Source organism: Flocculibacter collagenilyticus (assembly GCF_016469335.1).
GTDB classification, from domain to species: domain Bacteria; phylum Pseudomonadota; class Gammaproteobacteria; order Enterobacterales; family Alteromonadaceae; genus Flocculibacter; species Flocculibacter collagenilyticus.
On sequence record NZ_CP059888.1, the window covers coordinates 3,469,025 to 3,493,373 of the forward strand.

Annotated in this window: 24 protein-coding genes and 4 tRNA genes; 5 read left to right on the forward strand and 23 right to left on the reverse strand. The window is 39.8% G+C overall.

Annotated features, from left to right (window positions below; all coding sequences use genetic code 11):
• Positions 1-174: 174 nt before the first annotated feature.
• Positions 175-996 (reverse strand): hypothetical protein, encoded by an 822-nt coding sequence (locus HUU81_RS15410; protein ID WP_199609796.1) that lies wholly within the window; start codon positions 994-996, stop codon positions 175-177.
• A 231-nt stretch (positions 997-1,227) separates the two neighbouring features.
• Here HUU81_RS15410 and HUU81_RS15415 point away from each other — a divergent pair, with 231 nt between their 5' ends.
• Positions 1,228-1,635, forward strand: coding sequence for a hypothetical protein (locus HUU81_RS15415; RefSeq protein ID WP_199609797.1), 408 nt, complete (start codon positions 1,228-1,230; stop codon positions 1,633-1,635).
• 18 nt (positions 1,636-1,653) lie between these two features.
• On the opposite strand, the gene hslO is transcribed toward HUU81_RS15415, so the two are convergent.
• Both hslO and hslR read right to left on the reverse strand, forming a co-directional pair.
• The gene (gene hslO / locus HUU81_RS15420; RefSeq protein ID WP_199609798.1) at positions 1,654-2,520 is read right to left on the reverse strand and encodes an Hsp33 family molecular chaperone HslO; all 867 of its coding nucleotides are present in this window, start codon (positions 2,518-2,520) and stop codon (positions 1,654-1,656) included.
• A gap of 140 nt (positions 2,521-2,660) precedes the next feature.
• Positions 2,661-3,074 carry a ribosome-associated heat shock protein Hsp15 gene (gene hslR, locus HUU81_RS15425; protein ID WP_199609799.1) on the reverse strand — a complete coding sequence of 138 codons (414 nt, stop codon included), beginning with the start codon at positions 3,072-3,074 and terminating at the stop codon, positions 2,661-2,663.
• A gap of 199 nt (positions 3,075-3,273) precedes the next feature.
• Between hslR and HUU81_RS15430 the strand changes: the two genes are divergently transcribed.
• Positions 3,274-3,969 (forward strand): pirin family protein, encoded by a 696-nt coding sequence (locus tag HUU81_RS15430; RefSeq protein WP_199609800.1) that lies wholly within the window; start codon positions 3,274-3,276, stop codon positions 3,967-3,969.
• 68 nt (positions 3,970-4,037) lie between these two features.
• On the opposite strand, the gene tuf is transcribed toward HUU81_RS15430, so the two are convergent.
• From tuf to HUU81_RS15485, 11 genes are all read right to left on the reverse strand, one after another.
• Entirely contained in the window at positions 4,038-5,222 is a 1,185-nt protein-coding gene (tuf, locus tag HUU81_RS15435) for an elongation factor Tu (RefSeq protein ID WP_199609801.1), read from the reverse strand.
• A 99-nt stretch (positions 5,223-5,321) separates the two neighbouring features.
• Positions 5,322-5,397 (reverse strand) — tRNA-Thr (locus HUU81_RS15440).
• Positions 5,398-5,412: 15 nt separating this feature from the next.
• Positions 5,413-5,487 (reverse strand) — tRNA-Gly (locus tag HUU81_RS15445).
• A 37-nt stretch (positions 5,488-5,524) separates the two neighbouring features.
• A tRNA-Tyr gene (locus HUU81_RS15450) sits at positions 5,525-5,609 on the reverse strand.
• 16 nt (positions 5,610-5,625) lie between these two features.
• Positions 5,626-5,701, reverse strand: a tRNA-Thr gene (locus tag HUU81_RS15455).
• 150 nt (positions 5,702-5,851) lie between these two features.
• Positions 5,852-6,613: a type III pantothenate kinase gene (locus tag HUU81_RS15460; RefSeq protein ID WP_199609802.1), complete on the reverse strand. Its 762-nt coding sequence runs from the start codon at positions 6,611-6,613 to the stop codon at positions 5,852-5,854.
• Between the two features lie 80 nt (positions 6,614-6,693).
• The gene (gene birA, locus HUU81_RS15465; protein WP_199609803.1) at positions 6,694-7,698 is read right to left on the reverse strand and encodes a bifunctional biotin--[acetyl-CoA-carboxylase] ligase/biotin operon repressor BirA; all 1,005 of its coding nucleotides are present in this window, start codon (positions 7,696-7,698) and stop codon (positions 6,694-6,696) included.
• Positions 7,699-7,710: 12 nt separating this feature from the next.
• Positions 7,711-8,769 (reverse strand): UDP-N-acetylmuramate dehydrogenase, encoded by a 1,059-nt coding sequence (gene murB / locus HUU81_RS15470; RefSeq protein ID WP_199609804.1) that lies wholly within the window; start codon positions 8,767-8,769, stop codon positions 7,711-7,713.
• A 48-nt stretch (positions 8,770-8,817) separates the two neighbouring features.
• Positions 8,818-10,965, reverse strand: coding sequence for a GumC family protein (locus HUU81_RS15475; RefSeq protein WP_199609805.1), 2,148 nt, complete (start codon positions 10,963-10,965; stop codon positions 8,818-8,820).
• Position 10,966: 1 nt separating this feature from the next.
• The gene (locus HUU81_RS15480; protein WP_233520525.1) at positions 10,967-11,557 is read right to left on the reverse strand and encodes a polysaccharide biosynthesis/export family protein; all 591 of its coding nucleotides are present in this window, start codon (positions 11,555-11,557) and stop codon (positions 10,967-10,969) included.
• A 1-nt stretch (position 11,558) separates the two neighbouring features.
• Positions 11,559-12,743, reverse strand: coding sequence for a hypothetical protein (locus tag HUU81_RS15485; RefSeq protein WP_199609806.1), 1,185 nt, complete (start codon positions 12,741-12,743; stop codon positions 11,559-11,561).
• A 561-nt stretch (positions 12,744-13,304) separates the two neighbouring features.
• On the opposite strand from HUU81_RS15485, the gene HUU81_RS15490 reads away from it, so the two are divergent.
• Positions 13,305-13,664 (forward strand): histidine triad nucleotide-binding protein, encoded by a 360-nt coding sequence (locus HUU81_RS15490; protein WP_199609807.1) that lies wholly within the window; start codon positions 13,305-13,307, stop codon positions 13,662-13,664.
• A gap of 82 nt (positions 13,665-13,746) precedes the next feature.
• On the opposite strand, the gene HUU81_RS15495 is transcribed toward HUU81_RS15490, so the two are convergent.
• From HUU81_RS15495 to HUU81_RS15510, 4 genes are all read right to left on the reverse strand, one after another.
• Complete coding sequence (locus HUU81_RS15495) at positions 13,747-14,550, reverse strand: DUF1338 domain-containing protein (protein WP_199609808.1); 804 nt, start codon at positions 14,548-14,550, stop codon at positions 13,747-13,749.
• Positions 14,551-14,770: 220 nt separating this feature from the next.
• Positions 14,771-16,240 (reverse strand): succinylglutamate-semialdehyde dehydrogenase, encoded by a 1,470-nt coding sequence (gene astD, locus HUU81_RS15500; RefSeq protein WP_199609809.1) that lies wholly within the window; start codon positions 16,238-16,240, stop codon positions 14,771-14,773.
• A gap of 15 nt (positions 16,241-16,255) precedes the next feature.
• Positions 16,256-17,278: an arginine N-succinyltransferase gene (astA, locus tag HUU81_RS15505; protein WP_199609810.1), complete on the reverse strand. Its 1,023-nt coding sequence runs from the start codon at positions 17,276-17,278 to the stop codon at positions 16,256-16,258.
• Positions 17,279-17,369: 91 nt separating this feature from the next.
• Positions 17,370-18,575 carry an aspartate aminotransferase family protein gene (locus tag HUU81_RS15510; RefSeq protein ID WP_325071803.1) on the reverse strand — a complete coding sequence of 402 codons (1,206 nt, stop codon included), beginning with the start codon at positions 18,573-18,575 and terminating at the stop codon, positions 17,370-17,372.
• A gap of 481 nt (positions 18,576-19,056) precedes the next feature.
• Here HUU81_RS15510 and HUU81_RS15515 point away from each other — a divergent pair, with 481 nt between their 5' ends.
• On the forward strand, positions 19,057-19,320 hold the full coding sequence (locus tag HUU81_RS15515; protein WP_199609812.1) for a hypothetical protein: 264 nt from the start codon (positions 19,057-19,059) through the stop codon (positions 19,318-19,320).
• A gap of 70 nt (positions 19,321-19,390) precedes the next feature.
• Positions 19,391-19,819 (forward strand): hypothetical protein, encoded by a 429-nt coding sequence (locus HUU81_RS15520; protein WP_199609813.1) that lies wholly within the window; start codon positions 19,391-19,393, stop codon positions 19,817-19,819.
• 94 nt (positions 19,820-19,913) lie between these two features.
• Here the strand turns inward: HUU81_RS15520 and HUU81_RS15525 are convergent, their stop codons facing one another.
• Genes HUU81_RS15525 through HUU81_RS15545 form a run of 5 tightly spaced genes read right to left on the reverse strand, consistent with a single transcriptional unit; the run spans position 19,914 to position 24,338 of the window.
• Positions 19,914-21,233, reverse strand: a complete 1,320-nt coding sequence (locus tag HUU81_RS15525; protein ID WP_199609814.1) for a tetratricopeptide repeat protein — start codon at positions 21,231-21,233, stop codon at positions 19,914-19,916.
• Positions 21,234-21,279: 46 nt separating this feature from the next.
• Complete coding sequence (locus HUU81_RS15530) at positions 21,280-21,888, reverse strand: energy transducer TonB (RefSeq protein WP_199609815.1); 609 nt, start codon at positions 21,886-21,888, stop codon at positions 21,280-21,282.
• A 26-nt stretch (positions 21,889-21,914) separates the two neighbouring features.
• Positions 21,915-22,322: an ExbD/TolR family protein gene (locus HUU81_RS15535; RefSeq protein ID WP_199609816.1), complete on the reverse strand. Its 408-nt coding sequence runs from the start codon at positions 22,320-22,322 to the stop codon at positions 21,915-21,917.
• 58 nt (positions 22,323-22,380) lie between these two features.
• A complete protein-coding gene (locus tag HUU81_RS15540; RefSeq protein WP_199612105.1) occupies positions 22,381-22,899 on the reverse strand; it encodes a MotA/TolQ/ExbB proton channel family protein in 519 nt (172 codons plus the stop codon).
• 32 nt (positions 22,900-22,931) lie between these two features.
• The gene (locus HUU81_RS15545) at positions 22,932-24,338 is read right to left on the reverse strand and encodes a MotA/TolQ/ExbB proton channel family protein (RefSeq protein WP_199609817.1); all 1,407 of its coding nucleotides are present in this window, start codon (positions 24,336-24,338) and stop codon (positions 22,932-22,934) included.
• Between the last annotated feature and the right edge of the window lie 11 nt (positions 24,339-24,349).

Genomic DNA, 24,349 nt, shown 5'->3' on the forward strand with positions numbered 1-24,349 from the left:
GAGTGAATAATATTTCTATTTAATTATTCACGAAAGTGCGCGTTAGAATGGCTGGCCCAAACATACTCAGTACAGTTAAAAATTCTACTACCATCTAAATTCGTGGCGGAGTATACAGTAAGTTACCCTATTAGGGAAGCTGTTTATTAAATGTGCGCTCAATCTGTGGAATTATCATGGTGCTTCATGTGAATTTATCAGCTCGTGCGGGTTTAAAATATTATACTTTGCTTTTAGCCGTTCAATTAATACGCCGTTCTGCTTCAAAAATGTATTAAACTGCCTAATTACATCAGGATGCTTAATAGTTGATAAGTGATAGCTATACACTTCATAACGATACCGCTTATCTAACTTTATTTCCCCGCCATTCTTTATTGCATTCAAATGATAATTAATCACCTCGGGCACTAAATTGATACCATGGATATGACCGTGCAGTGTTTTTTGCACCAAAATTCTCGGAGACGTGTCTTCATGCAGCTCAATTTGGCCTCTCTTGATACCATCAATCCACAACGTTGGGTGAAAACCAAATAACGTACCAAAAACATGCTTTTCCTTTACAGGCTTCGCTAACCCTTCTTTTGATGTGAAGGTGCCCGCTAGAAGCTCAATGGTAGAGTCGCTCATGGTAAATTTATCACGCAATGATGCGTCACTAAACCAACGAATATTGTCAGGGTATTTAAAATCGATATCGGTATCTAATAACCATTTATCAAAACGCTTAATTGGCATCGCCACATACTTAAATTGATAGTTATAAGCTTGCGCGAATGCATCTAATAACTCGCGTGCATAGGTATCTTTATTAGTGTTGAAGTCATATAACGGAAAATACGGGACATCTTCCACACCTATGGTAAATACTGTTACCTTAGTAGCCTTAGTGACTGCATTATTAGCTTCTATATGTGCTGCTGTATGACTGGATAAGGCAACAATCAAAAACAAAAGTAAGGCTTTCCAGCTTAAAATTTGAGCTTTTTTCATTAAATCTTATTATTCCCTCATGTAAATTAAGCGCACTATCACTTACCGCCATGCATAAAACGTAAGACTCATCTCCATAATGTAATCTCACAACTGCACCTTAAATTTAGCCTAAACGAAATTTTTTAAAGCTCAATTAAAAATCATTGTAATTCATAAATTTTACTATACTACACTGTGATTAGGACGCAGATATAACGCAAATTTTTATTAATTTTCAACATAAGTAATATGACAGAATTTAAAGAGCATGGTGAGTTAAAACTTGAGATTGAAGGTAATATTTTAATCGTAGAGGGTACTGGGCCATGGAATACTGAAGCATTGCAAGCCTCAGGTACTGCCGTAACACCGTTAGCGAAGCAATTAAAAGATAAGCCTTGGGGTGTATTAGCCATTCTTCACGGTACGCCAATTCATACCCCTGAGGCCACTGCATTATTAGTTGAGTTTGTTAAAGATGATATTCTTCACGGACGCAAAGGTATTGCCATCATTTTAGAAAATTGTGAGCACGTTGATTTTGCCAAGCTACATCTAGCCGATATTTATGAACGTGCAGGAGATCAGTACGCGTTTTTTGAAAATAAAGCTGACGCTAAACATTGGTTGCATGAACAAATTAACCAAAGTGAATAGCGCCAAATACCCACACTTTTATTGTAGCTGAGACAGTGCTTTTAATTGCGCTTCACTAAACTGATAAGCGGTATTACAGTATTCGCAAGTAATGGCTATTGCGCCTTGCTCTTCAATCAACTGATTAATTTCAGCAGGGCCTAAATTAATAATCGCAGCTTCGGATTTCTCGCGTGAACAGCCACACACAAAGCTTACTTTTTGTGGTTCAAATACTTTCGGATTATCTTGGTGATATAAACGAGTCAATAATTGATTAGGCTCTAATGTCAGTAGCTCGTCTTTTGTAATCGTTTCCGTTAGCGCTTCAAGGTGTCTAAAGTCTTCAATAGATTGTTGTTTTTCTACTGGTAATACTTGCAGTAACATCCCGCCTGCACGTGGTGAACTCGCCGCAGTATCACTTTCTAACCATAAACGGGTTTCCAATTGTTCAGACTGTTTAAAATAATTTTCTAAACATTCCGCCAAGGTATCCGCCGTTAGCTCTACCACCCCTTGATAACGTTCGCCATTTTTCGGTGTGATGGTAATGACCATATGCCCATTACCAAGTAACGAAGGAATGTGTGCAGTTGCGCCCTGAAGTTGAGCGTTTTCATTTAACCTTGCCACACCACGCATTTGCTGCAGATGATTACCATTTATAACAGCGTATTTTACTGGCCCATCACCTTGCAACTGTACCGCAATATCACCTTCAAATTTTAAAGTGGCCGTTAGCAGTGACGTAGCCGCCATTAACTCTGCTAATAGCACTTTAATCGCGTCTGGGTAGTCATGCCCGGCTAAGATATCTGCAAGACTTTGATGTAATTGAACCAACTCACCACGAACGTGTAAGTCGTCAAAAATATAACGATGAAGTAAATCAGGGTTTTGCATGATAGATACCTATAGCTGCACGCTAGTATTTCTAGCGTAGAATGTTACATATATTGAGTCGTGGCGCATTTTACCAAATCACTTTACAGTTTGCACAAATACAATTCAGCCAACTGCACTTTTTAATGTGCCTATGTCGATTAGTCATGATGCTTTATTTTTAATAACTCACGACGCTGCTTTTTGTCTGGTTTAGTTTCTGGTCGAGGAGAATATAACGTATTATTTTTACGCGCAATTGCACGCTTTTCACGTTGTTCGATACTTTCTTCCGTTTCAGTGTACATGGTTTGTGCAAACGTAAAATTGCGCCGCTTGTCGGTAATCACATCAATCACCACGGTTTTTTCTTCAAAGCCAGTCGTTATTTTAATGGTTGCGCCAACATCAACTACCTTACTTGGCTTAACTCGCTGACCGTTATAGTGCACTTTACCCCCTTGCACCATTTCGCGCGCAATCGAGCGCGTTTTAAAAAAACGAGCCGCCCATAACCACTTATCAATGCGCACTTCAAGCTCATCATGTGCAGTTGCATTTTTTGATTGACTCACTACGCGATACCTATTTTATATCTCTAAATTAATGTGTTGGTAAACGTACCAAGCTTATTCACACAATTCAAACCCTCTATGAACGACTGCGCCTAAACCTTTCTATTTTTTAGCAGTATAACTACGATTAATTGCCATTTTAATCCAACTCAGTAGCAATATAATTATATGATTACTTAACTAGAAATAGAGGTTCAACATGATCAAAGTAAGAAAAGCTAACGAGCGAGGCACAACCAACTTTGGTTGGTTAAAAAGCGCTCATACCTTTTCATTTGCGAATTATTACGATCCTAACTACACAGGTTTTTCATCTTTGCGGGTACTCAATGATGATTGGGTTGCGCCAAACGCAGGGTTCGATGTTCATACACACCGTAACATGGAGATCATTAGCTACGTGATTAACGGCGAAATGATCCATAAAGACAGTGAAGGTAATCAGCACACGCTTGCCGCAGGTGAGTTTCAGTTAATGTCAGCCGGTAGTGGCATTAGTCATAGTGAATATAATAAGAGTAAAACACACGCACTCAGTTTTCTTCAAATCTGGATAACACCTGACACCCTTAATGGCGCTCCTAGCTACCAACAACGTCACTTTGGGGAAAATTCAGGTTTTACTTTAGTCGCTTCTCCTACCGGAGAAAAAGAAAGCTTGAAAATAAAACAAAATATAAAGTTATATCAATTAGTTTTAAATAAAGGCCAAGCTACCAGTCTCCCCCTTAACAACAATAAACAAGCATATATACATGTCATTAGAGGCAATGCCGTAATAAATGCTACTGAATTAAATCAAGGGGATGGCGTTATGCTAATTGACGAGAGTAGTATTCACTTTAAAAACCATCAAAGTACGAATACTAAACTGCTTGTGTTTGATTTTGGTTAGCCCTTCTTAATTTTAGACACAAAAAAGGCTCCCGAAGGAGCCTTTTGCATTTAGTTATTACTAACTAATTATTCTACGATTGTTGCTACAACACCAGCACCAACAGTACGACCACCTTCACGGATTGCGAAGCGTAAACCTTCGTCCATCGCGATTGGGCAGATTAGCTCTACTGTCATCTTGATGTTGTCGCCTGGCATTACCATTTCTACGCCTTCTGGTAACTCGATGTTACCTGTTACGTCAGTTGTACGGAAGTAGAACTGTGGACGGTAGCCTTTGAAGAATGGTGTATGACGACCACCTTCATCTTTCGAAAGTACGTATACTTCTGAAGTGAATTTTGTGTGTGGTTGAATTGTACCTGGCTTCGCTAGTACTTGACCACGTTCTACGTCTTCACGCTTAGTACCACGTAGTAGTGCACCGATGTTCTCACCCGCACGACCTTCGTCTAGTAACTTACGGAACATTTCTACACCAGTACAAGTAGTTGTTGTAGTTTCTTTAATACCTACGATTTCTACTTCGTCACCTGTGTTGATGATACCGCGCTCTACACGACCTGTTACTACTGTACCACGGCCTTGGATTGAGAATACGTCTTCGATAGGCATGATGAATGGCTTATCGATGTCACGCTCTGGCTCTGGGATATAAGTATCTAAGTGACCAGCTAGCTCAACAATCTTGTCTTCCCACTCTTTTTCGCCTTCAAGCGCTTTAAGAGCTGAACCTTGAATTACTGGTAAGTCATCACCTGGGAATTCGTATTCTGAAAGTAGTTCACGTACTTCCATTTCTACTAATTCTAGTAACTCTTCGTCGTCTACCATGTCACATTTGTTCATGAATACGATGATGTAAGGTACACCAACCTGACGTGAAAGTAGGATGTGCTCACGTGTTTGTGGCATTGGGCCGTCTGTCGCCGCTACTACTAAGATAGCGCCGTCCATTTGTGCAGCACCAGTGATCATGTTTTTAACGTAGTCAGCGTGTCCTGGACAGTCAACGTGCGCGTAGTGACGTGATGGAGTGTCATATTCTACGTGTGACGTTGCGATTGTGATACCACGCTCACGCTCTTCTGGAGCGTTATCGATTGATGCGAAGTCTTTTGCTTCACCACCATATACTTTTGCAAGTACGTTAGTGATTGCTGCAGTTAAAGTAGTTTTACCGTGGTCAACGTGACCGATTGTGCCAACGTTAACGTGCGGTTTCGTACGTTCAAACTTTTCTTTAGCCATTTTGAGAGCCTTTTTTCAGTTCAAATAACAAGTTTATAGTGGTTTAGCTTAAAATTCGCATTTAAGCAATATCATTGACATGAGAGAAGGAAGTAGACGTGGTGCTGATAGGCAGATTCGAACTGCCGACCTCACCCTTACCAAGGGTGCGCTCTACCAACTGAGCTATATCAGCGTTCTCCAAGAGAATTGGAGCGGGCAGCGGGAATCGAACCCGCATCATCAGCTTGGAAGGCTGAGGTAATAGCCATTATACGATGCCCGCATCTATCTTCGTATAAACTCATTTCACAATGAAATAATGGTGGAGGGGGCAGGATTCGAACCTGCGAAGGCGGAGCCGTCAGATTTACAGTCTGATCCCTTTGGCCACTCGGGAACCCCTCCGAGAATTTTTTATTAATGGTGCCGGCTGCCGGAGTCGAACTGGCGACCTACTGATTACAAGTCAGTTGCTCTACCAACTGAGCTAAGCCGGCACTGCATTAAGTGAGGCGCATTCTAGAGCATAGATTTTGTGAGCGCAACAGTAAAAAACAACTTTTTTTATATTTATCGCTTAAATGACCACTTTTTATACACACAACAGCTGAGTGAGCACCGAATAGCAACGCTATAAGGCGTAATAATTACTGTTTGTTTGAAAAACGGGCTAATCCTTCAAAAACCAGTAATGGCTCAATAGTAGTCTCAATATCGTCAATTCCATTAACGATAAGCGAAGCATTGCCGCCTGTAATCAATATCTTATATTCATTACCTGCTAAGCTAATTGCATGACGAATTAATCCACATTGACTCGCAAGCACACCACTCTTCAGCGCTTGAGGTGTATTTTTACCAAACTCATGCTTAAATTCTGTTTCACTATCGGAAAATACTTTTTTAGTATTTTGGGTAATTGAATTTAGCATTAAATCAATACCCGGTGCTATCCAACCGCCCAAGTGAATAGTGCGAGCAGGTAACGCAACTGTTGCATGATGATAACTAACAATATCAACGGTCGTTGCTGTACCCGCATCAACGATAATTAAATTAGTTTCAGGGTACTTTTCTACCGACCCTAAAATCGCTAACCAGCGATCGATACCTAACGTTTGATAATTTTTATATGCGCATTCAACCCCAAACGCTTTTTTTTCAGTAACTATATGAGTAGTACCTACCCCTCTATTTGCTGCTTCTGCAACAATATCTGAAACACTGTCACAGTGACTCACACTTGCAATATAAATATGCTGAATATCGTTAAATGGAATATGCGCATATTCGCAGGGAACTCTTATAAATTTCTCTGCACTATTTTTCTTATCTGCATAATATAAGAAGCTTTTACTGGCTGTGTTACCAATATCTATGAGTAACTGCACTGACTGCTGTTTCGACATATCACCTCGGGTATGAACGCTGTGCTGCTGAATTTAACATAACTTAATAATGGAAATTAGTTGGTATATTAGTTGGTGTACTAATCGGCATTATTACTTAGTGGTCTGAGACTAATTTCGCCCCCATAGAATACTTTTTCTTCTTGTCCCATTTGTAAACGTAGCCCACCTTGTTGATCGATACCTTTTGCAGTACCTATTCTTTTGGTGTCTCCCATGATGAGTGCGACTTTTTGATTATAGTAACGATCCACGCTTTGCCACTCTGGTAACATGTTGACTAAGCCAGTATTGGCAAACTGGTGGATTTTATTACACAAATTATTAATCAAAAGACTGGCAAACTGTGTTTTATCAATAGGCTGAGCTGAAAAGTCATTTAACGAACACCAAGGCTGTTCAATGTGAGCTATGCTCTGCTGTTCCATAGCAACGTTCACACCGACTCCTATTATTGCAGTAAAGCTATCGTTTACTTGCCCCTCTAACTCCACTAACACTCCCGCGACTTTGTGGTCATGAATAAGAATATCATTAGGCCATTTCACTTTAGCATCAGCAATGTGCATTTGCTGGAGCGTATCAATAAGTGCAAGTGCAACAACCGAACTTAACCCCATTACACTTTGAAAGCCATTATCAAACTTCCACGCCAACGACATATACAAATTCGTGCCTAAAGGCGAGTGCCAGTTGCGCCCTCGGCGTCCTCGGCCTTGAGATTGAAATTCACTTATAACAGTATGACCATTACTTAACGTCGTACCATCGCGAAGTTGGTTAATCAGGTAAGTATTTGTGGATTCGATAATTGGGATCAGTTGAACTTCAGGTACTTGGCTTAAATGTGAATCACTGTTTGATAAATACGTTTTTATCGTGTCTGGATCAATTAATGATAATGGTGTTGATAACTTATAGCCTTTTCCCGTTACCCGATATATATCTAACCCCATTTCATTTAATACTTTAATGTGTTTAGCAACGGCCGCCCGAGATATATTTAATTGTTTACCCAGTTGCTCTCCGGAGCAAAATTCCCCTTGAGCAAGCTGTTTTAAAATATAATGTCGATTGTCTAACATAATCATTGCCTCTTATTCACCTTCGCATTTAGCATTAGCTGTCAGACTATGTGAAGATGACACTGCCGCTAATTTAACCTCGCCAGATTGTCCAACTAATCTCACCTCAGGCTCCAATAACACGCCAAATTTATGAAGTACCTGCTCTCGAATCGACATAGCTAAGTTTATAACATCCTTCCCACTTGCATGTTGATGATTAATTAATACCAGTGCTTGATTCTGGTGTACCATCGCCCCACCAATGAACATGCCTTTCAACCCCGCTTGATCAATTAGCCAGCCTGCGGCAAGTTTAGTGTGACTTTCATCAACGGGATAGCATGGCATGGTAGGGAAGCTTTTAGCTAACTCTTGTGCATATTGCTTAGTCACAATAGGGTTTTTAAAAAAGCTGCCCGCATTGGGTATTGCTGTCGGATCAGGTATTTTTTTTTGCCTTATCTCAATGACTTTGTTGTACACTTGCTCAGCACTACAATTTTCTGGTAATAGCTTTAACTCACCATAATACTTTTTCGGTTGCCATTGTTTGCTTAATTTCAGCATAACACGAGAGATAATGACATCATGTCGTAACTCATGCTTGAAAACACTGTCACGATATGAAAATTGACATTCTTGGTTCGAAATACGGATAAACGATTGAGTTGATAAGTCAAAATACTCGACCCAATCTACAAACTCACTCAGCTCTGCCCCATACGCGCCGATGTTCTGCATAGGCGCAGCACCAACCGTTCCAGGAATTAATGCTAAATTTTCTAAGCCATTTATTCCCTTACGTAATAACTCAGTCACTAATTGATGCCAATTAACACCTGCTTCACAGCAAACCGCATAATGATTACTATATTCTTCTATCTCAATAGCATGAGTTTTCATCGCGACAACTGCGCCCATAAAGTCATCAATAAACAGGCAATTACTTCCCTGCCCCAATAACCAATAGGGCTCATTACTTGAGAGCTTTTTCGTAAGTTGAGATAAATCGGAAGTATGGCTAATTTGATGCACAGCCAGTGCATGGTGATTTAATGCAAATGTATGAAGGTGCTTTAAACTAATCAAGAAGAGGCCTTATTAAATGCATGCTGTAGCACAGCAAAAATTAAGCACTTATGTGCGCAATAACATTCGGTTGATCATACCTCTTCTTCTAACACGTTTACCATAGCCATATGGTGAGCCTTTCATTTTAACCTTGTTTAACACAACACCTTCAATTTCAACGCCCGTTTGCTGCAAGCGTTCAATTGCATCAATAAAATAATGATGGTCGGCTTCTTCGCTATTTACAACCACAATCACGCTATCTACAGCTTTTGCAATAACGAGTGCGTCACTTACCGTATTGACTGGGGGCGTTTCAATGAAGACTCGGTCATAAGCTTTGCCTAGGTTACGGATCACGTGACCAAAACGCTTTTTAGAAAGAAATACCAGTGGGTTTCTTGCAGGCGTACCTGCACTTAATACATTTAAATCCGACAATTGATCGGTATGCACACACTCACTAAATTTAGCCCGTTGTGCAATCAAATTCGTTAAACCTGGATGCTCTTCATCCAAGTTGAACACTTCACCTATGGACGGTAAGCGTAAATCGGCATCAATCAGCAATACATTTTCGAGCTCGGCAAACGAGAGCGATAAGTTAACTGCAACACTCGATTTCCCTTCATCAGGCATTGCCGACGTTATAGCCACTACTTTTTTATGCTTAAATTGTGACTGGGTAAGTAATGTGGTTCTTAGGGTGCGAATACTTTCAACAAACTGCACATCTGTTTTTTCTTTATGAATACTAATTGGCGAATGAACTGGTACTTTTCTTTTCTCGCCATTTAATTTCGGAATGTAAGATAAAATTGAGAGGTCTAATCCACGCACCGTATTTTTTAGTTTGGTTAGCTTGTCGAACAATAGTTGCAAAACTACTTGTAAAATCACACTGCCAATCAATGAAACAATAAAAATAACAATAATCGACAAACTAACTTTGGGCTTAATCGGCTGCTTTGGTAAAACCGCGGCATCAATTAATGCAATGTCAGCAATGTGTGAGGCATTTTTTAAAATTTCATTTTCTTTGACTTTCGTTAGCAAGGCTTCATAGATTTTTTGATTCGCTTCAATTTCACGATAATAACGAGCGAGATCCATCTGATTACGACCTAAATTGCTATGCTCTTCTTTAGCGGAATCTATTTGATTATCGATAGCAATTAAACGCTGTGCAATATTTTGCTGATCGTTTTTTAATGACTCTATAAGTTGGTGAATCGTCTGCTGCAATTCACTATTTAAAGAATCTAGTCGTGTTTTTTCTGCAATAAACTTTGGATGCTTATGTAAGTAACGCTGGGATATTTGATCAAGAACCTTTTGCTGTAAAAATATTTGACGCCTAATATCGGTAATCAAACTATTTTTTAATAGCCATGGTAACTCTAACAATTTATCTAATTTATCTCGACGTCGGTCAACCTGAACCAAAATTGCGTCAATTTCAGCCAGTTCTTTTTCATTCTTATATTTTTCCGATAAAAGTCGACTTATTTCACGCTGTGACAAGTTAATTTGACTGTCTACATCTATTAACTTCTTTTCTTTCAAATAAGACTCTAACGTTGCTTCCGACTGCTCTAAATTTGTTTTTAATTCGTTAAGCTGGTTACTAAGCCACTCAGATGTTTTATCTACATTACCTTGCTTGAACTGCTTTTGGTGCGCTAAAAATGCGGGCGTAATCGCATTAACCACTTGTTGAGCCAATTGTGGATCATGAGAGTTGAAGTTTAATTTCAATAAATTGGTATCAGCGACTTGGGTAACAGAAAGGTTTTTCAAAAACACATCAATACTATGTTGAATATCGACTACTTTCTTGAGTCCATTGTTCGACTTAATCGATTCTTTATATTCATCTATGTAGTGAAGTTCTTGCCCCACAACAAGTGTCTCAATAAATGAACGAGAGCGTAAAAAAGCAAGAGTCGTATCCATTTCATCCGATTTATTAGACTTCAGTGATAATACATTTTCAACGACTGATAAATTATCCCCTGAAGACCCTAACATGATAGTAGCTGAGGCTTGATAAACCTTCGGCATTTTCAGAATGACAGCTGCGCCTAATAGAGTCATTAATAAACTAAGTAAGATTATTCTAAATTTTCGCTCCCACAAAAACACCAATAACTCGTCTAATGCAATTTCATCAGACTGGTTAGCAGCATTGGGTATAAGCGTAGAATAAGACATATTAGAAGAAGCTTTGCTCAATCGTTATGACATCACCAGGGCGTACGCGAGTTCCTTTTTCAGCAAGGGCTGCTTCTTTATTATTTTCTCGTTTTATCGACCAATTTGTTTTAGACGCACGATCTTTCAACCCCCCTGCGATGGCAATTGCCTGCTCGATGGTTAGTTCACTCTGAAAGTCATAACGACCAGGGCGCTTTACTGCACCGTGAATGAAAAATGGACGAAATTCCTGAATGACCACCATGACATTAGGGGACACTAAATAACCATCTTTGAGCTTATGTTCTAAACTTTCGCTCAAGCTTTTCGGTGTTTCACCCGTTACTTGAATCATACCAATGAGGGGGTAGTCTATATATCCTGATTTCCCAATCTTGTTGTTATATGCAAGGTCGGGCTCGTTATACACCGATATCTGAATACGATCGCCAATGCCAATCGTGTATTCTTGCTCGACACTATTAAACTGCTCAGTATTAGACGCATCAGCATATGATAATGTACTTACACTGAGTAAAAAGCTGATCAGTACAACACCGCAAACCTGCTTTAACATTTGGATCAACGTAACCCCGTTACTAATGAACATACTAAAAACTTAAATGGTAATTTAACTTAACTTGATCTTGCTGGTAGTGAAATAATCCTCGATTATCTTGCTCATCTACCGCCGAAAACTGTAATGAAAGCTGGCTATGTTGCATTACCTTTTTAAACATGGAGAACCTTGTTAACTGATAATCAGTATTAAATTGTACAGTCTCACCTTCTACTTGCTCTGTTCTTTTAACGTGCTGCCCTACTAATGTCCAATCATCGTTTGGTACATATGTGACTGTTACACCCAATTCATGGCTTTGGTTATTACCTGCTTGCTCCAGTTCTGATAACAAAGAGGTTTGTTCACTGTGAAACTCAATACTCATGTAATCATAAGGCTGCCAATTTAGCGCAGCTAGCCAGCTTGTTCCCTTTTGAGTTGCTTGCCGTGAAAAATCTCGCTGATAGGCACCCAATAACGCTTTAACCGATGTAACACCTGTTGCTTGCCAACGAGCCCCCAGTAATACTCGCTTCATATCCGAGTCATCGCGTGTGTCGTCAATATAATTGGTATGGCTCAACTCTGAAAAGCCCACAATATGAGTCGCATCACTGACAGCAATACCTAGTTCGACGTCGATAGAAGCACGGTCATGGTCAAACTGTGACGCATAAAGGTTATGCTCCTCATAACGCTTACTTTGTATAAGACTATTAACAGTGAGGTACTGTTTATCATTAATTGAACCGTAAACACCCGAGAGTGTAAGTGTTGGCATTACATATTGATCTGGTTTAATCACCTGCTTTTTCTGCTTGGAGATCCCTTGTCCAAGTAACTCATCACGTTGAGTGAGCTCACCTGAAAGGATGAAATGAAATTTGTCATTAACAAAAAATGCAGAACCAAGCTTCAAATGATGTGACTGATACTGTGTATCCGCGCGATCTTGATAACGTGCGATATTACCTTTGTAAAGTGCTTGCCACGCATATCCCTCACTAAGGTGCACTAAATTTAAATCGGCATTAAATTGAAAGCCAAAATCAGACTGCTCTTGAAGCAACGTAGGATTAATATTGGAGTTATAGATTGACCCTAACGTAACATTAAAGTTAGGTTCGTCATCTTGCAACGCCCAAAAAGCATGGGGAGTGGCATTAACGTTAGGAGTAACTACTGAAATAAGTAAGAGACTACAACACACTGCTACAACACAATAAAACTTCACTACATTCACTACGATTTACACACCAATAAATTCATCAAATACAAAATAATTACCACAACTTACCTTAAGGTAGGCGCTTATTACTGCAGTAAACTGCAACAGTACAAGTATTGAATACTTCCAGTGTAAAAATACTATTCAAAATACATCTTAATAAAAAGTACCACTTCATCAAGCGAAGAGTTATTTACTCAGTAAACGCTATCACTTTACGCTATCTTCCCAATAATGATAAAAAACGATGTAAAGTATGAATTAAGCACATTAGAGCTTAACTATGCAATGTAACTAAATCCCGGTTATTTTTAAATCAGTTTCTATTAAATATAACGCTTCATCTCTTAATCTGTGGATAAACGCCTGAGATACAAGCAAATTATAAGCCAATCATATTACAAATATATTGACACGTATTTATCACACTATTAGCAAACACATTTATCGACCATTTTTGTTTAGGTTGGCTTTTCTTAATATAACTATCATATAACTATCGACCTGAATCGAAATATCTATATGATAATATTAGTTATTGACTGCTTAAAAGGATTAACACAGCCCATGAGTACCATTTTTACTAAAATTATTAACCGAGAAATCCCAGCAAGTATCGTCTACGAAGATGACATTAGTCTGGCATTTGAAGATATTAACCCTCAAGCCCCTACCCATCTTTTGATAATTCCCAAAAAACCGATCGCAACTATTAACGATATAACCGAAGAAGACAGAGAAGTTGCCGGCCATTTACTTTATGTCGCGAGTAAAATTGCTAAACAGAAAGGACTAGCCGAAGACGGTTACCGGGTTGTGATGAACTGTAACGAATATGGTGGTCAAACGGTATACCATATTCATTTGCATTTTCTTGCAGGTAAACCACTAGGCTGGCCACCCTATACCGACAAGAAAAAAGTGTAATTACCTATTAAAATATTGGAAATTGAATCTAGCCACTGTAAATAAATTCACAGCGGCTATCACACAAAACGAATATTAACCGTTACTTGGCGTTTGTACTTTCAAAAATCTTATCTGCCGACGCTGCAACAAAGCCCGAATATAATTCGCCTTCTTTATCGTTGTAACGCTTTGCAAACTCGTAAAAACAGCTTGGAATTTTTGCCGTTTTGTCTGCAAACTTTACTTCCGCAACATCTGCCATGGTAGATGATTGCTCAAGCAATACTTCTGGTGAACCTTTAACTTCGCCACCACTGGTATTTAATTGAAAACCAGCGGCTTTAAGTGAATGGTTGACTTCATTAATACAATCAAATGAATCTAATGCATTAATATTTACCGTAAAGTGGTTTGCTCTAAAGCCATATGCAGCCATCCACGCAGCATATTCGCTTTCTTGAAGTAACTGCTTATACTGTTCAAACGTCACACTCCAGTGCGTACCAGAATATAAAAAGTTTTCTGCTGTTACTAATTCTGCATCAATACCATCAACCATTTGCTTAACGATTGCTTGCAGCTCTTCACTAAATTCTTCAACTAATAACTCTGAAATAAACACTTTAGGTAAACGCTTGTCTTCATGTTCAAAGTGTTTTGCATATAGCTTTTTCTGTTCGAAATGATATTCGCCACCTTCTGTATAACCAAGCGCTAAAAAGTGCGCAGCAAGTTTTTCAAGGTTTACTTTTGCTATATTAAAAGTACGAAATGCTACATGGTCATTTAGAATTTTATCTTCATTATTTTGAGCAAGTACTTCATGAACTTTTTTCGCTGATGGGGTTAACGAAATATAATCAGCCCATAAATTATCGAAAAGATGGTGTACGTTGGTGTGCATATGGATCTACCTCTTAACTGCTCACGAATGATTCGCGGGCATTGTACATTTGTTTATTTTTTAATCAAGTAAAAATTATATTATTTTCGTATGCGCAACATGTATTAATAGAGCATTAAATCATTAGATACACGGCATAACGTTAATATATAAGCAGAAATTAAGCGCGCTTAACAAAAAAAGAAGCGCCAATGACGCTTCTTTTTCGGTGCAAATAAAATTACAGCGTTAAACCAGGGCTTAACTGACCAGGTAGTGTTACTCGCTCTAGTTCCACTGATGCCACTGGGTATGCGCAATAATCCGCAGCATAATAAGCACTTGCTCTGTGGTTACCAGAAGCGCCTATACCACCAAACGGTGCCGCACTGCTCGCCCCCGTGATTGGACGGTTCCAATTCACGATACCAGCACGAATACGACGGAAGAAATGACGATATAGGTCATCGCTATCACTTAATAAGCCTGCGCTTAAGCCATAGCTTGTATCATTTGCCTTTGCAATAGCTTGATCGAAATCACTAAAACGGAAGATTTTCAATAATGGACCGAAATGCTCTTCATCAGGGAAGTCCGATATATCAGTACAATCTATGATTCCAGGTGTAACGAAGCCTGTATCGAAATCAGTATGAACTAATTCGATAATTGATTTACCACCCATTTCAACCAACTCAGCCTGTGCTTTAACCATGCCTTTTGCAGCCGCACTTGAAATCATACTACCGATAAACGGCTGATCTTCATCATCATAAAAACCCACTTTAATTGCTCTAGTCGCAGAAATGAGCTTTTCTAAAATCGCATCACCTTCAGAGCCAACTGGCAAAAATAGTTTACGTGCACATGTACAACGCTGACCAGTAGAGATAAATGCTGATTGAATGATATCGTGTACAGCAGCGTCAATGTTTGACACTTGATTAACGATTAACGGGTTATTGCCACCCATTTCAAGCGCTAAGATCTTACCTGGGTCGCCTGCAAACTGCTGATGCAAGAAGTGACCAGTGCGAGAACTGCCCGTAAAGAATAAGCCATCAATTTCTTTGTGGCCTGCAATCGCTTTACCCGTTTCAACTTCACCTTGCAGTAAATTCAACACACCTTTAGGCAATCCTGCTTTTTCCCACAGTTCAACCGTCAATTGTGCCACCATAGGTGTTAATTCACTCGGCTTGAAAATAACAGTATTACCCGCCAATAATGCAGGAACAATGTGACCATTTGGCAGGTGACCTGGGAAGTTATATGGTCCAAAAACGGCAACCACACCGTGCGGCTTGTGACGAATAAATGCACGCCCTACAGGCATGCCATTTTCCGTTTCACCCGTACGCTCTTGGTAGGCTTTTTCAGAAATAGCAATTTTACCAACCATTGCACCCGCTTCAGTACGCGTTTCCCATAAAGGTTTACCCGTTTCCTGTGCAATCGCAACCGCTAACTCTTCTTTATGAGCATTTAATTGCTCGCCAAATGCTTTAACGATATTTAAGCGTGCTTCAAAAGATAAATCTGCCCACGAATAAAACGCGTTACGCGCGGCATCCATAGCTTCATCTACTTGCTGTGATGTAGCCGCGTTACCTTGCCAAATCACTTCGTTCTTTGCAGGGTTTACCGAGCTAAAAGAATCACCCTTACCAGCAAGCCAGTGGCCATTAATATATTGAACTGCGTTTGTCATGCTATTTTCTCCTGATTAAAGTGCAACTAGTCTTACTGAGTCACCTGCTTTTACAAGTAATAAATCAGCCAGCTTTTGGCTAAGCGTTACACTGTCTGACGTAACATCCACATTTAATGGCGTTAGCGTAGCGCGGAAGTCTTCAACTTCGGTATTGCTAATTAGGTGTGACACCGCATCATCAGAGGCACTCTCACCAATCACTATAGTGTAGTTTTTACTTTGACTAGCTGAACGAATATTTTTGATGTTTGCTTCTACTGTTGGGCCACCATCAAAAATATCAACGTATCCAGCAAAATTAAAGCCTTCAGATTTTAATAACTGAATGGCAGGACGCGTATTATCATGCACATGGCCAATCACATCTTGTGCTTCTTTACTAAGTAAATTCACGTAGATAGGATATTTTGGCATTAATTCCGCAACAAACACTTTCTGGCCAATACCTGTTAGGTAATCTGCGGTTGGAAAATCCATCGAGAAAAAGTGTTCTTCTAGCCATTGCCAGAATGGAGAGTCGCCATTCGCGTCAGACACGCCGCGCATTTCTGCAATCACCGTATCAGAAAAGCGATGTTGCTGCTCTTGTAGGAACAAGAAACGGAATTTAGATAACAATTTACCGTTATTATCTTTGCGGTACGCTTCACGTAAAAACAACGTACAAATTTCAGTTGCACCTGTATAGTCGTTACACAGAGTTAGTGTTTCAACTGTATTGTATACATTCAACGAACGTGACGAATGTACCACTTTGCCTAGATGATAATGGTAAAAAGCATCATCTAAGCCAACTGCCGCTTCAATGCCACTTGTACCAACTACTTCACCTGTTTCAGAATCTTCCATTACAAATAAGTAACCTTCATCACCCGGTTGTGATACGGCTTTCTTGAATGACGCTTCTGAACGTGAAAGTTTCTTTTGGATTAACTCTTCGTTCACTGGTAAAGATGTAAATCCATGACCAGATTCTTCCGCAATTTTAAACAGTACTGCGTAATCATCTTGACGGATTGGGCGAATGATCATCATGTTCGCTTGCTCCAATATATGCTGCTATCTAATATAAAAATGCACTTCAACAGGGTGAAGTGCATCGTTCAATGATATTCGGGTAATGAAATTAACCGTTTACTACGTCGGCTACCGCTTTTTCAAAGCGCGCTAACCCTTCTTTAATATCTTCTTCAGGAATAACTAAAGAAGGTGTAAATCTTACTACGTCTGCACCAGCTACTAATGCCATTAAGCCATTGTTTGCAGAAGCAACTAAAAAGTCACGAGCACGACCTTTGTAAGTATCGTTTAATACTGCACCAATTAATAAACCTTTGCCGCGAACTTCTGCAAATACATTGTATTTTTCATTAATTGCATTTAAGCCTTCGCGGAACATTTGTTCGCGCTGCTTCACGCCATCTAAAACTACAGGAGTGTTCACAGTATCAAGTGCAGCTTCAGCAACCGCACACGCTAGTGGGTTACCGCCGTAAGTACTACCATGAGTACCTGGTTTTAAGTGCTTCGCAATTTCAGCTGTTGTTAACATTGCACCAATTGGAAAACCGCCACCTAACGCCTTAGCAGATGTTAAGATATCTGGTGTTACACCTAGGCCCATGTATGCGTATAAATCACCAGTACGACCTACGCCAGTTTGAACTTCGTCAAAGATCATCAACGCGTTATGCTTGTCACATAATGCACGTACACCTTCAATAAATTCTTGAGTTGGCGAGATAATACCGCCTTCACCTTGTAGTGGCTCAAGCATTACCGCACAAGTTTTATCAGACATTAGCGCTTCTAACGATGCTAAGTCGTTGTATTCAGCATGATCTACTGCGCCTGGCTTAGGACCAAAACCATCAGAGTAAGCTGGCTGACCGCCTACCGTTACAGTAAAGAAAGTACGGCCGTGGAAACCTTTAGAGAAAGCAATAATTTCGTTTTTCTCTTCGCCGTGATTATCAATCGCCCAACGACGCGCTAATTTAAGTGCAGCTTCGTTTGACTCTGCGCCAGAGTTTGCAAAGTAAACACGCTCTGCAAACGTTGCATCGGTTAATTTTTTTGCTAAACGTAATGCAGGTTCGTTAGTCATTACGTTACTAAGGTGCCATAACTTTTCACCTTGCTCTTTTAACGCAGCTACAAGGTTAGGATGACAATGCCCTAAACAGTTAACTGCAATGCCACCAGCAAAGTCGATGAATTCACGATTTTCTTGATCCCACACACGTGAGCCAACGCCACGTACTGGCACCACGCTTGAAGGAGCGTAGTTTGGTACCATTACTTCATCAAATAACTCGCGTGTTGCATTAATTTGTTCAGACATAATTGTTCCTCATCATAAGTTGCATGCTGGCACGCATGCGTCCGAGTATGTGCAAACCTTTCTTACAAAACTTTCAGTTTCAACTGGTAAGAAAAATCACCTTAGTTAGTATTTATTATTGACCAACTAATTACTCATATAGAGCCAAAAATTGTGCGTTATTATTCCAGAAAAAGCATAAAAAGTCTCTATAAAATCAATATCAGACCTTAAATGGCGTGCTTTTCGGGTAAACTTGCATAACTAGTGAATGAATACGCAATCACTTTCTAATTATTGATTCATAAAACACTTCAGAAGCCCTTTTAATACATCACCAAACCCAAAACCGCTCAAACTTTAACCGCAATGAATGTTTATCTGTCAAAAATTGTACAAAAAACATCGTTTCAGCTAATAATAGAAAAAATAATGAAAAAAATAGCGTTAATTTGGATGCTTTTAAGGGACGATTTTAAGGAATATAAGTATGGTTTACTTTGTGCTATTTATCATTTCTGCTGCCACTCTATTTTTGATGGAGTGCACAACCAAAAATCCTCTTTTACGGTTATTAATAATGATCACATCACCCGTTGTACTCATTCTAATTTTTGATTATTTTTATATGCAATATAAAGGTGCTGAAGCAATTGGTGCGTTAAATTTTATTGGCATTATTATCGGAATCATTATCTGTATCTTCACAACATTATTTCTGAAAGCGATTTTGATGGCCTACAAAGAAAAATAAACACCTTAGAATAAAAACAACATCTGTTAACGTAAAGGTGAATATTCACTATTTAAAAAGGATATTTAACATGAAGATAAAAGTAATAATGTTATTATTTATAAGTGCCATTAGTACGAACATCCACGCTGCAGTTAAAGTTTTAGATGATAATATTTTGTTAAGCCATGTGCCCAATGATAAAGGCTACTTGTATGATGAGCTTCTCAAACTGAATACCACAATATCCAAGCGAGGTATTCAGTTTTGTGATTTAAAAAACTTCTCGGAGGAGCATTGCTTAAATAGAGTTCAAGATGAGGCTTATGTATTTAACTTTCTTAATAAGAAAATGTTGAGGGTAGAATATAGTCAAGACGACCAGTTACTCCCACAAAAATTAGTAGCATTGAATGAAGCTGAAAAAATATACGAGAAAGTTTTTGTTCAACAGCTTGCTAAATGGAAAGATGACAGACGACTAGACATAGAAAACATGATAAACATTGAAAAGCAATAACTTAAACTTGGTACTAAACACTACCGACCGAAGATAGAATTGTTACTTTCAAGAGGTTTCTTTTAATTCACAGCCTTTCCTATTCTGCACAGCATTAAAGCTGTGCAGTCCTTGCCTTTTCTTTCAATGTATACTGAAGCCACTGGACCGCAGACGACGCAACCTCTTGCTCATCTTTTGCATCTTCAAACTGCGCAATCGCATTGTCGTAATGACCTAAGTTAAAATGCGCCATCCCCAATACCAAGTATGCATTACCTGGATTATCTAGCTTGCCTTTTGCTAACGCCTGATTAATCATTTTGATAGCGTGATGGTAATCGTCCATTTCAAAATATATCTCGCCCATGCGCTGTTCAATATTGCCCGCATCAGACAATATTGCCGCTTGTTGTAATACTGGCAAGGCTTTTTCATGTTCTTTTGCCGATGACCAAGCTTGTGCTAAAAACTGTAATGTTTTTAAGTCTGGTTGCACTGCCAAGCTGTCAATAGCATAAGTTAACACCTTTGCTGCCTTTGCTGGTGCGCCTGAGTAAAAATAAAGCTGAGCCAAACTTTTTATATCCGTAGCCTTTGTCACAAAGCCTTGCTGATAAGCCGCTTCCATAACCGCCAACTGTTTTTTAGGTTGCTCAGTTTCACCGTACATAGCGGCCAATTGCGTCCAGTACTCAGGCTTATTATAAAGCTTTACCATTTTCTCGAGCACGTTTGTCACTTGCAAGGGTTGTTGCAGTGAATAATAGAGTGCGCGCTGTAGAACCAACCAATTTTCTTTTGCTGTATTACCACTTTGTTCCTCCAATGCTATCACCTTATTGATATTGGGAAGCGCCGCTTGATAATCTTTTGCCTGATAATAAGCTTGCGCTTTTAATATCAGCCCTTTTGAATTTGCTTCGTCCGTTTGTAGCGCTTCCCACCTCTCTATATAGGCGATCGTTTTAGCAAAGTGACCTTGCATCATCTCAAGTTGCGCTAAGCTAAATAGCGTATTTACCTCCAACGACTCTGGGATATTATTCTCATTCACTAACTTATCGAAGTAATCCACCGCGCTTTTATAATCCTGCTGGTTATAATAAATAAAACCATAGAAGTTCCACATCATGGCGCGCTCGTAGCTATTCATCGTATCGGCTTTGTTACGAACTGAATCCAATACCGCCAACCCTTTCGCAACATCGCCTTCATCCGCTAGTTTCTGTGCTCTTGCCAACTGAGCATATACACGCTCTCGTAGTGCAGGGGTTTTTCTGGTTTTCTTTTCTATAGTTTCAATTTGCTGATTCGTTTGCGCTGCTTGAGCCACTGGTGAAGTTAGCAATATTGAAGTTACTAACGTTGAAGATACTGTCACTACCGAAAACGCCATATATAATGCAAAACTAAGGGTCGATTGTTTCATCATATTTACTCTATTCTTTGCTGTTTAATATGCTTCTAAACGAAGCTTGTTAGCCTTTAATTTCAAACGTAATGCGATTTTGGACACCTTGCACTTCTACCGCTTCGCCATTAACAACACGTGGTTTATATTTGAATTTTAATGCTGCATCCATTGCCGCACGGTCAAAAATACTTTCAGGATTTGCTTTAACCACAAGCGGATCTGTAACCGCGCCTTGCTTATTCACCGTAAATTCTACAATCACATACCCTTCTATGCCGCGAGATAAGGCTCGCCGGGGATACACCGGCGCAACTTTTACAATTGGTAGGTATTCGCCATCGCCCGAATCTAAAGACAATCCACTGCCAATCGCCATCTCTGTTGCAACGTCTGCCGCAAAGCTCATAGTTGATCCTTCACCCGATAAACTGTCGTTACTAATACTAGGTGGCACTAATGACGGCGGCGGCGTGTCAGGTTTAGGTGGTTTATTAGGCTTTCGTTGCTTTTTTTCTACTGCTTCTTCTTTTTTTAACCGAACAAAGTCGAGTACATTTCCTTGCGGCGGATCGCTTAATGCACCATTTCCACTTTGAATAAGCGATTGCATTAAATAAAACAAAAATAATGTAATGCCAGCAGCAGCGGTTAATGCTAATAAAATGCGTAACATATTAATTCCTAATAACTTTGCGCTTTTTATGCGTCTTCCGCAGCAATTGACACATCATAAATGCCTGCTGCTCGCGCTGAATCCATCACTTTAATCAATACATCTGTGGTGGCTTTTTTATCTGCTTGAATAACCACAGTGCCTTGCGGATTTTCGGCATACAAACGCTCAATATTGGCTTGAACCGCTCGCACATCAATACGACGTTTATTAATCCAAATTTCACCTTTATCATTAATCGCCACCAAAATATTGGCGCGTTCTTTTTTAACCGCCGTAGCAGCCTCTGGCCGATTTACATCAATACCTGCTTCTTTTACAAACGATGCGGTTACAATAAAGAAGATCAGCATAATGAATACCACGTCTAGCATTGGGGTTAGGTCAATATTCGACTCTTCTTCATCTACTAAATTTGCAAAATGTTGTTTCATGATTTTCTCTGTAATTTGTTATTTACAAGCACTTATCGCACAGGTGCCGTTTATACCTTTAATGCGCAAGCTCAAGCTGCTGCTCAAGCTTGGCTTTTTCGCGTTTCGATTTTCGCGTTAACCATGTAGCTGCGAAAACACCTGATAATGCCCCCACCATGCCAGCCATTGTTGGAATGGTCGCTTTTGATACACCTGATGCCATGGAGCGCGCATTACCACTACCTGAAATGGCCATCACGTCGAACACTTCTATCATGCCCGTCACTGTGCCCATTAAACCTAACAATGGACACAACGCGACCAATGCCTGAATAATGGGTAAGGTACTGTCTAGCGACAGCGAAATACGCGAGATCATTGCTTGGCGAATTTGCTCAGCATGCCATGACGCTTGATCAGAACGGGCGTGCCAACGACTAACAGTGTGTGCCACAGCAAGACGGTGCTGACCAAAAATAAACATCACACGCTCTAAAATGAGTAACCACATCACGAGTATTAGTGCACCAATCACCACCAACACTTGTCCACCAGTGTCTAAAAATTCGCGTATTGTTTCGACAAATTCAAACAAGAACATCTTGATTTACCCTTAAATACACGTGGTTATGCTGCTTGTTTTAACGGAGCAGATTGCTTTTCACTGCGTTCCGCCATAATGCCAGATGCTTGTTCTTGTAAAATATACACAACGTTTTTATGACGAGTACTTAGGTAGGCATAGAGCAGCGTCATTGGAATCGCAACAACCAAGCCAAGTACTGTTGTAACTAACGCTTGCGAGATACCACCAGCCATTAATTTAGGATCACCAGTACCAAATAGCGTGATTGCTTGGAATGTATTAATCATGCCTGTTACTGTGCCTAACAAGCCCATTAATGGAGCCACTACTGAAATGATTTTAATAAATGTCATATTGCGGCCAAGTTTTGGCACTTCTGCCAAAATCGCTTCCGACAGCTTAAGCTCTAACGTTTCGGTATCTGCATGCGGGTATTGATCTTTCACTTGTAGTACTCGGCCAAGCGGGTTGTCGCTTTTTGCTTCTGACTGCTTCAACTGACGCTTCACTTTTGCATTAACCAGTGTAAGAGAAATAATGCGCTCTAGTGCCAGTAATAATCCCAAAGCACCTACCGCTAAAATGATGTAACCCACCACTGCACCTTGCTCAATACGCTCTGACAGCGTTGGCGCTTGCACCAATAAACCTAAAATTGAACCGCCAGTTGGGTCAACCGCAAAAGAAACAAGGTCATTTTGATTATGTTGAATTGCAAGAGCAGAGTCTAAGTAGCGGTCATTAGGTTGACGCAGTAATTCAGCCACTGTATTTGTAGAAGGATTAAACGTGAGATACTTTCCATCAGACACCAGATTAAAAGCTCCCACACGGACGACGTTTTTATTAACTTTATCACCACCCGCTACGATGACATCGGTTTGAAACTTGGCCACCTTGCCTTGCTCGGTCATTTCGCGCTGCATTTCGAACCATACTTTTTCTATATCTGCTATTGATGCAAGTTTAGAGCTGGCCCCCATGTCTTTTGCCATTTGCTCAAGAAATATATCGCGACCTTGAAATTGTGCTGACACCACAGATGTTTGAAACTTACTTTTTGTGTCACCCGCCACTTGCTGTAATACACCAAACAATTCTTTTAACGAACCTAATCGCTTAGTTAATACTTCAGTTTTATCAGCAAGCTTTATTTCATTTGCTTCAAATTTTCCCTCTAATACTTGAGAATGATTCAGTACTGCTTGTCTGTTGCCTTCTGCTTGCTTTAGCAGCTTATCTTGCTCACTTTCACGTTGTATGAAAGCATTTTCGCGCTCAACATTTTGTGCTGTTTGTTGATTTTTTCCTTGTTCTAGCAAATTTAATAGTTGGTCTAAATTTACTGCTTTTTCTTGTCCGAACACAGGTACTGAAGTAATTGCTACTAGCGCCATTGCAGATAGTAATGCTGGCGTTGTGAATAGGGAGTGGGTAAAACTTTTCATCTTTATTGTCC

What these genes read in the sequence shown, in the direction of transcription:
- HUU81_RS15410 (WP_199609796.1), bottom strand. Translation starts at nt 996, where the DNA reads ATGAAAAAAGCTCAAATTTTAAGCTGGAAAGCCTTACTTTTGTTTTTG.
- HUU81_RS15415 (WP_199609797.1), top strand. Translation starts at nt 1,228, where the DNA reads ATGACAGAATTTAAAGAGCATGGTGAGTTAAAACTTGAGATTGAAGGT.
- hslO (WP_199609798.1), bottom strand. Translation starts at nt 2,520, where the DNA reads ATGCAAAACCCTGATTTACTTCATCGTTATATTTTTGACGACTTACAC.
- HUU81_RS15430 (WP_199609800.1), top strand. Translation starts at nt 3,274, where the DNA reads ATGATCAAAGTAAGAAAAGCTAACGAGCGAGGCACAACCAACTTTGGT.
- tuf (WP_199609801.1), bottom strand. Translation starts at nt 5,222, where the DNA reads ATGGCTAAAGAAAAGTTTGAACGTACGAAACCGCACGTTAACGTTGGC.
- HUU81_RS15460 (WP_199609802.1), bottom strand. Translation starts at nt 6,613, where the DNA reads ATGTCGAAACAGCAGTCAGTGCAGTTACTCATAGATATTGGTAACACA.
- birA (WP_199609803.1), bottom strand. Translation starts at nt 7,698, where the DNA reads ATGTTAGACAATCGACATTATATTTTAAAACAGCTTGCTCAAGGGGAA.
- HUU81_RS15475 (WP_199609805.1), bottom strand. Translation starts at nt 10,965, where the DNA reads ATGTCTTATTCTACGCTTATACCCAATGCTGCTAACCAGTCTGATGAA.
- HUU81_RS15480 (WP_233520525.1), bottom strand. Translation starts at nt 11,557, where the DNA reads ATGTTCATTAGTAACGGGGTTACGTTGATCCAAATGTTAAAGCAGGTT.
- HUU81_RS15490 (WP_199609807.1), top strand. Translation starts at nt 13,305, where the DNA reads ATGAGTACCATTTTTACTAAAATTATTAACCGAGAAATCCCAGCAAGT.
- HUU81_RS15495 (WP_199609808.1), bottom strand. Translation starts at nt 14,550, where the DNA reads ATGCACACCAACGTACACCATCTTTTCGATAATTTATGGGCTGATTAT.
- astD (WP_199609809.1), bottom strand. Translation starts at nt 16,240, where the DNA reads ATGACAAACGCAGTTCAATATATTAATGGCCACTGGCTTGCTGGTAAG.
- astA (WP_199609810.1), bottom strand. Translation starts at nt 17,278, where the DNA reads ATGATGATCATTCGCCCAATCCGTCAAGATGATTACGCAGTACTGTTT.
- HUU81_RS15515 (WP_199609812.1), top strand. Translation starts at nt 19,057, where the DNA reads ATGGTTTACTTTGTGCTATTTATCATTTCTGCTGCCACTCTATTTTTG.
- HUU81_RS15520 (WP_199609813.1), top strand. Translation starts at nt 19,391, where the DNA reads ATGAAGATAAAAGTAATAATGTTATTATTTATAAGTGCCATTAGTACG.
- HUU81_RS15525 (WP_199609814.1), bottom strand. Translation starts at nt 21,233, where the DNA reads ATGATGAAACAATCGACCCTTAGTTTTGCATTATATATGGCGTTTTCG.
- HUU81_RS15530 (WP_199609815.1), bottom strand. Translation starts at nt 21,888, where the DNA reads ATGTTACGCATTTTATTAGCATTAACCGCTGCTGCTGGCATTACATTA.
- HUU81_RS15535 (WP_199609816.1), bottom strand. Translation starts at nt 22,322, where the DNA reads ATGAAACAACATTTTGCAAATTTAGTAGATGAAGAAGAGTCGAATATT.
- HUU81_RS15545 (WP_199609817.1), bottom strand. Translation starts at nt 24,338, where the DNA reads ATGAAAAGTTTTACCCACTCCCTATTCACAACGCCAGCATTACTATCT.